The organism is Erwinia sp. V71, assembly GCF_965644245.1.
Taxonomy (GTDB): Bacteria; Pseudomonadota; Gammaproteobacteria; order Enterobacterales; family Enterobacteriaceae; genus Erwinia.
In genome coordinates, this window is sequence record NZ_CBFFRK010000171.1 from 1 (window position 1) to 7252 (window position 7252).

The following is a 7252-nucleotide window of genomic DNA, read 5'->3' on the forward strand; positions in this document are numbered from 1 at the left end:
GTGAATGCGCAGCATGAGCAACAGGGGAAAAGGTCTGCGTCCCCGTCGGGACGAGGGATAGCAGGGAAGCAGCATATCAGCGATATCGTGCCATGGGACGAGAACCTCCATACGGTCGAGGAACTGTTTTTTGCGGGAGGAATAGCTGGCAAGAGCGGGCATCGTGATAAATCTATGTCAATGAAATTGTTATGTTCTTATAACTGAAGATTAAATCGCACCTTCCTTAATATTTCATGTGCTCTCATTTTTTTGTTGTTGAATTAATTATCATGGCCTAGTTTTATTATATCTACCACGTAGTAACCACATGGAGGCATCAGCAATGATGGTGATTACATGAGGTTTAACTTGATGGTTACATTATGTTTACTTTGTTCTTTCCGTGCGATTTCAGATACTGTGTATATAACGGAAAGTTCAGATGGAGTGTCTTATTCTTATAATGGTGAAGAAGTTGATGTAATAGTTAATGATGATGTTACTATTACGAATGACGCAGTATATGAATATTCGTTTTTGTTTTACGGTACTCCTGATTCGTCATTTGTAAATAATGGTTCGATTAGTAATACGTATATATCACTACTTACAACGCCTAACACTGATTCACCTACCTCACCGTTTTCTTTTACTAATAATTCATATTTTTATGGTGGAGTTGGTTATTTTGTTGATGGTTTTCAAAATGTTGGTGAATTGATTGTTTCTTCTGTTGTTAATAATGGGGCGATGTCGTCACCGATGACATCGGACACTGGGTATGATAACTTAAATTACAGCGCGATTATCCCTACTGTTATAATGAATTCTGCTGGGTTTTCATCTCCAGTAGTTGAATATATTGAAAATAACGGATCAATGTCTGGTTATAATGTTATTTCAAATATATCCTATGCTTATTATTTGAATAACTCAACGATTGTTTCAGATTATGAAGCGTATGGTGTTGTGTTTGATGCTGATACTTTTTCAACGATTAATGAACTATACAATTATGGGGAAATAGTTGCTACTAACTATGGAGTGTACAACTCAACTGATAGTGTTTTGGGCTATTTGTATAACTATGGTAGTTTTACGTCTGATAATGTTTCAATATTTAATGAAGTTGATGGTGTTATTACGAAAATAGATAATTATGGGGTTATTTCAGGCGGGAATTATTCAATATACAATGCTGGGAGTATATTGGATGGCGTGTATAATAGGGGGACGCTGGATGGTGATGTATATTTGAATGATGCGGTGTTGAATCTTCTTTATGGTTCAAGTGTTTATGGTGATATAATAGGGGGGGGTGATTCCATTTTAAATATTGGTTCTAGTGATGAATCTGTGTCATTCACCACTAATGGCGACGCAGATGTTGGAACAATAAATATAAATGAAGAAAGTACTTTGAATCTTTCTGATGGGGCAACATGGTCTGCAGAAGATGGAGGTATTATAAATTATGGAAATATATCACTGGATAGTTCTGGAACATATGCAACTTTAATTGGGGATACCATTAATAATGGTTCGATCATACTCAATTCATGTTCGGCATGTGCAGGTTATTCATTAACCATCGATGGGGACTATGTCGGTAATGATGGTATTCTTTATCTTGGTACTGTGCTTGGTGATGACAGTAGTTTAACAGATAAACTCATAATTACCGGTCATGCATCTGGTACTACTAGTGTGGTAGTAACAAATGAGAATGGCAGCGGTGCTGAAACGGTAGAAGGAATTGAAATTATTTCGACAGGAAGTTCAGATAGTGATGCTTTTGTACAAAGTGGTCGTGTTGTTGCTGGGGTTTATGAGTACTCTCTTGTTCAAGGTAACTCATCTGGTAATAATGAAAATAAATGGTATTTGACAAGTATCTATACTGAATCTTCTGAATCTTCTGAATCTTCTGAGTCTTTTGTTGTTTATAGACCTGAAGTCGCAAGTTACATTGCTAACTTACTTGCAGCTAATACACTATTTAATACTAGATGGTATGATCATACACAGTATTCTGATTCGCTTGAGCTAGATGGGAAAGATACAAGCATGTGGATGCGTAATGTTGCAACGCATGAAAGATTTAGGGTTGATGATAACAACCAAAGTAAAACATCATCGAATAGTTACGTATTGCAGCTTGGTGGGGATTTGATTAGGTTAAGTGGTAATGGAGAAAATATTTATAATTTTGGTTTGATGGGAGGCTATGCAAATCAAAAGAATAGCACCAGAAATCATATCAGTGGTTATAGTTCTAATGGTAAAGTCGATGGTTACAGTGTTGGTGTGTATGGTAATTATTACCAGGACGGAATTAAAAAAGATGGGGTTTATGTTGATGGATGGGTTCAGTATAGCTGGTTTAATAATGAAGTAAAAGGAGATTTTTTATTGCCGGAAAATTATAAAAGCAGAGGGTTTTCAGCATCAATTGAATATGGGCACAATTATCAAGTTGGTTCTTATTTGACTGTGAATGGAATGAGGAATGATATATATATAAATCCACAGGCTCAGTTTACGTGGATGAATGTAAAATCAAAAGGTTTTACTGATAGTAATGGTGATAAGGTTTCTTTTGAAGGTGATGGCAATATTCAGTCTCGTGTTGGTTTTGTTGCGTCATTAAAGGGTAAAAGTATTCTGGATGAGAGTACTGTAAGGGAGTTTAACCCTTTTGTTGAAGTTAACTGGTTGCATAATACAGAGAGGTATGGTGTAAGTATTAACAATGAAGAGAAAAGTATGGGTGGATGGCGTAACGTGGGTGAGGTGAAATTAGGTGTGAAAAGTAAGGTGATGGATGAATTGTATATATCCGGTTCTGTTGGGCAACAGATTGGCGGAAGTGGTTACAGTGCTACTAGTGGGGTTTTGAGTATTAAGTATTTTTTTTGATAATATAATTTATTTCTGTGGGTATATAGATAAAGTATAAGAGGGTGATATACCTTTATGAAAGGTATGAATATCAAATTTTGAATACGGGTCAGTATTGCTAAGATGGATGTGCAGAGTTCGTTTTGTTAACAGAATAATTTCGGCTTTGAGTCGCTATTCGGCATACATCTTTTTGAGGCGACGGTTTTCGTCTTCCAGCTCTTTTAGGCGGGCCATCATTGAAGCATCCATCCCGCCAAAGCGTGAGCGCCACTTATAGAAACTGGCATTGCTCATATCATGCTCGCGGCATAATTCAGCCACCGGCGTTCCGGCCTCTGCTTGCTTCAGGATGAAAATGATCTGGCTGTCGGTAAAACGTGACTTTTTCATAGAAATCTCCCCGATTCAGATGACGAGAAAATTCTACTTATCAACACACCGGTTTTTCGGGGGGGGGGGGAGGGGGGACCCTTCATGCTTTTCACATGGTCTGGCAGACTGAAGGGCGTTATTTTTTCCTGGAGGTTCCATGACGCGACTGACAGACCTTACCCCCGCGGAGAAAAAGTTTATCGACGATGCGGTGAATGCTGCGGAGCGGGCTGCTGGCAGGAAACTCAACCAGCCTGACCGTCGCATCGTACTAAACCGGGCGAGGGCACAGATAGCGGCGCAACGCTATGCGGACAGTCAGCGTGCGGCTCGGGAAGAAGAGCGTCATCAGGCAGAGTTTACCTGGTCAAAACCGAAGACATTCCGGCGGTGAAAGGTATCTTTCTGGCGGTTCCGGTCTACCATTGGCCCAAAACCGCCTGTCATTCACTATCGTGCATAGTCATGCAGCGGGTTAAAATTTATCAGGCGCGTTTTTCGGGGTTACGGGCAGGAAAGGTGCCGGAAACGGCCAAGATACGTCAGAAACGCTCTGAGGCTGTTTTAGCGGTGCGGACAAGAGATGTTATGTTCAATTGTTTCTGAGGTGTAGGCTAAAACTCGAGTTTTGATGCCATTCTGAGTAGGAAATTTGCAGACGGAATAAATACTGGTGAGCAATAAGCTCATCAACAAAAAATGGAGATCCTAAGATGGATAGAGAAACCCTATACCTGCTCAAAACGTTAGACCGTAACAATGCCTTACTTGACGATATTGTCCGAAGAAAGATGGGCAGGTACTACAACACGAAGATTTTGCGTGATTCCTGTGATGCTATTGAAGCCGAACTACGACATCGAGGAATCATTTAACAAGACGAAGCCCGCTTATGTGGGCTTTTTCATGCGCATTCAGAATACCCCTTCCCCCTCTTAAACCCCCTAAGAACCCCATTCAGCACAGCGAGCACAACGATTACATTGGAGCACACCTAGCACATCGAGCACAAAATGATGTATAAGTGTTTGAAAAATAAAACCATAACTGTAAATAATATTACACCTCAATATTTGTACTGATAAAAAACAAGAATCATATCAAATGAGATGTTGGTTAATGATGTGCTTGGTTTTTGTGTTATAACACATAACTAATTGAATATAATGATTTTTTGTCAATAATAGTTTCATGTTGAATTGACTTTTGGGGGATAAATGTCAGAGAAGGCAAAACAAGTAGGTAGGCGCTCTCTATCAAAAAGAAGAGAAAATCTAATAAAAGAGCTTTGGGGGGATGAGCTTTCCGAACTGAATATATGGAACAGGAAAGAACACGATGGATTTACAACAATTCCAAGAACATTGAATTATATCAATAGGATAATCGATCACCTTGCTGGCGCTGGATCTCCTGTATCACAGACATACCTCAGTTTATGGTGTCGGGTTTTTGACGAGGGATTCGTCGAAATTAGGGATAAAGATGCTCTGGCATTTGAGTCAGGATTTAGTGGGCAGCGAGCGGTGACTACTTGGCTAGGAAGAATGAAAAAGTTACGGGAGCTGGGACTGATATCAACGAAGCCTGGTACTTCTGGTGAGTTTCATTATGTAATCATGTTGAATCCACTTTACGTAATTAAAAAATCATATAAATCAAACGGATGGGCAAGAGATGAGCGTTACAATGCTCTATTTTCTAGGATGCAGGAAGTGGGGGCTGAGTGGGAATGAACGACATGAAAGCTGTTCGTCACCGATATAAGCAGAGATATGATTTTGCTGCGTCAGAAGTAGTGGGGGCGTTTGATGAACTTAAAAGTTTGGATTGGAGTTTAGAAATTGCATCTTTAAGCGACGTGGAAATGTCAAAGAGATGGATTGGGGCTGTTGATCCTAACGGTGTTGCAAGACTACCACCTAATGGTGGATGGGACTGGGTTAAGCTCTATAACGGCTATTTGAAGAAACCTAGCGCATTCGTCTGTGCTATTAAATCAGAAGGTAAGCTATGCGCTCTGATTGGTGGTGGGGTTTCTGATAGTAAAGTGGTAACCAAGCTGCATTACCTTGAGTCAGCCCCTTATGACACGGCGCTTTCAGGATATGCACTCGATATTTCTGTTACGTATGTTGTTACTGTCGCGAATGCGATGGGAAGCGAGTACACAGCCATCTATGAGCCAAATAGCAAAGTCAGAGATATAGCTATAAATGATTATGGATTTAGCGAGGACAACTTGTTTGGGACAAGTAAAGATTTCGCTCTGTATCTACCAATGAGCCGGGGTTAACCGGCTCATTTAGCCTACCAGTACGCCGTAGAGTTTTTCAGGCTGTTGGTTTGATCGGCCTTGCTCTGCTCGTCTTGCCTTCACGCGCTGGCGAAATGCTCTGGCTGTGCCAGAAGAGCATGGTTCCGTCGCTTTTTTAAGTTCGACCACGTGAGCTAACATATTATTTCCGTTTTTTCGTGAGTTAGTACAAAGCATATGAGGTGACGGATACGTCAACTTCATAGTAACTGTACTGTATTGTAGAAGAGATGCGCAAGTCGCAGAATTAATGCGACCCTTCATTGACGAGGCGAAGAGTAAACGCGTATCTTCTTTGAAAACGAAAAAACCACCCGGCAAGGTGGTTTTTCGAAGGTTCATTAAACCGGCAAGTTTATGAACCGTGGTAACAGGGTGTACAAGACCACTGCCACCAAATTCGTCCTTCCAGTTTAGCCGTAGTTGGGCTGATACTTCAAGAACTCTGCGTTAGTAATCTCTTGTACATCCTCTTACCGTTGGCTGCTGCCAGTGGCGTTAAGTCGTGCCTATCCGGATTGGACTCAAGTCGAAAGTTACCGGATAAGGCGCAGCGGTCGGACTGAACGGGGGGTTCGTGCATACAGTCCAGCTTGGAGCGAACTGCCTAACCGGAACTGAGTGTCAGGCGTGGAATGAGACAAACGCGGCCATAACAGCGGAATGACACCGGTAAACCGAAAGGCAGGAACAGGAGAGCGCACGAGGGAGCTACCAGGGGGAAACGCCTGGGATCTTTATAGTCCTGTCGGGTTTCGCCGCCACTGATTTGAGCGTCAGATTTCGTGATGCTTGTCAGGGGGGCGGAGCCTATGGAAAAACGGCAACGCCGCATCCTTCTTCCGGTCTTTCCTGATTTGAGCGCTGTCATTTCATCCGTCATTCGTGAGCCGGTAACGCTCGCCGCAGCCTCACGGCAGGAGCGCAGCGACCGAGTGAGCGAGTGAGCGAGGAGGCGTCATTTCATCGATACTCGTATTTTTCACTTACGCCCTGCAGTCGCATTTCCCCTTGTTACATGAAGCACTTCCGTGAATTCCCACTTCGATTTATCATATTAAGCCAGTATACACTCCGCTAGCGCTGCGTGACTGTTTCAGGGCTGCGCCCCGAAACCCGCTAAAACCCACTGACGCGCTGTACGGCGTTATCAGGAGGCCTGTTTGGCAGATAAACGCCGTAAATGTTCATCATGTTGGTAAGCCGGTTGCCTAAAGGCTGAATAGTAATTAATGAAGCCGGATGAATTTTATGACTAGCTGCCTCTCTTCTTGCCTATAAGAATGCAGTAACGCCAATATGCACCTTCATACCGAAGTACCACAGATTGCCTTTCCGGGCACGTTTGCTGGATTTATTTTTCACAGATCAGGGAGCGGAGATGATGGTGGCATCGATAATCATGTCCTTGCGCATCATCAGTCCTGTCTGCTTCCGTTTAAGGTTAATCAGGGACAGAACCTGTTCACCGACGTTATGTTTCTCCAGAAAATGACGGAAATTCATGATGGTGATGCGGTCGGGGACGCAGCAGTCGATACCGGCAAACTGACGAAATGGCAGCATCTCATGGGGAGGGCATCTTCGGGAGCACTGTCAATGAGATCAAACCAGAGTTGCAGGCAGTGAATGCGCAGCATGAGCAACAGGGGAAAAGGTCTGCGTCCCCGTCGGGAC

Annotated in this window: 4 protein-coding genes and 3 pseudogenes; 4 read left to right on the plus strand and 3 right to left on the minus strand. The window is 42.5% G+C overall.

The window, feature by feature from the left end; genetic code table 11:
* A pseudogene (locus ACSZO1_RS21060) lies at nucleotides 1–162 on the minus strand (IS5/IS1182 family transposase); the annotation flags it as partial.
* Between the two features lie 192 nt (nucleotides 163–354).
* On the opposite strand from ACSZO1_RS21060, the gene ACSZO1_RS21065 reads away from it, so the two are divergent.
* Entirely contained in the window at nucleotides 355–2901 is a 2547-nt protein-coding gene (locus ACSZO1_RS21065) for an autotransporter outer membrane beta-barrel domain-containing protein (RefSeq protein WP_437616150.1), read from the plus strand.
* Between the two features lie 159 nt (nucleotides 2902–3060).
* Here the strand turns inward: ACSZO1_RS21065 and ACSZO1_RS21070 are convergent.
* Nucleotides 3061–3276 (minus strand): annotated as a pseudogene (locus tag ACSZO1_RS21070) (transposase); the annotation flags it as partial.
* 139 nt (nucleotides 3277–3415) lie between these two features.
* On the opposite strand from ACSZO1_RS21070, the gene ACSZO1_RS21075 reads away from it, so the two are divergent.
* From ACSZO1_RS21075 to ACSZO1_RS21085, 3 genes are all read left to right on the plus strand, one after another.
* A complete protein-coding gene (locus ACSZO1_RS21075; RefSeq protein WP_437616144.1) occupies nucleotides 3416–3652 on the plus strand; it encodes a hypothetical protein in 237 nt (78 codons plus the stop codon).
* An 823-nt stretch (nucleotides 3653–4475) separates the two neighbouring features.
* Nucleotides 4476–4994: a hypothetical protein gene (locus tag ACSZO1_RS21080; RefSeq protein WP_437616146.1), complete on the plus strand. Its 519-nt coding sequence runs from the start codon at nucleotides 4476–4478 to the stop codon at nucleotides 4992–4994.
* A complete protein-coding gene (locus ACSZO1_RS21085; protein ID WP_437616148.1) occupies nucleotides 4991–5554 on the plus strand; it encodes a hypothetical protein in 564 nt (187 codons plus the stop codon). Before ACSZO1_RS21080 ends, ACSZO1_RS21085 begins: the two co-directional genes overlap by 4 nt.
* 1305 nt (nucleotides 5555–6859) lie before the next feature.
* On the opposite strand, the pseudogene ACSZO1_RS21090 reads toward ACSZO1_RS21085, so the two are convergent.
* A pseudogene (locus ACSZO1_RS21090) lies at nucleotides 6860–7252 on the minus strand (transposase); the annotation flags it as partial.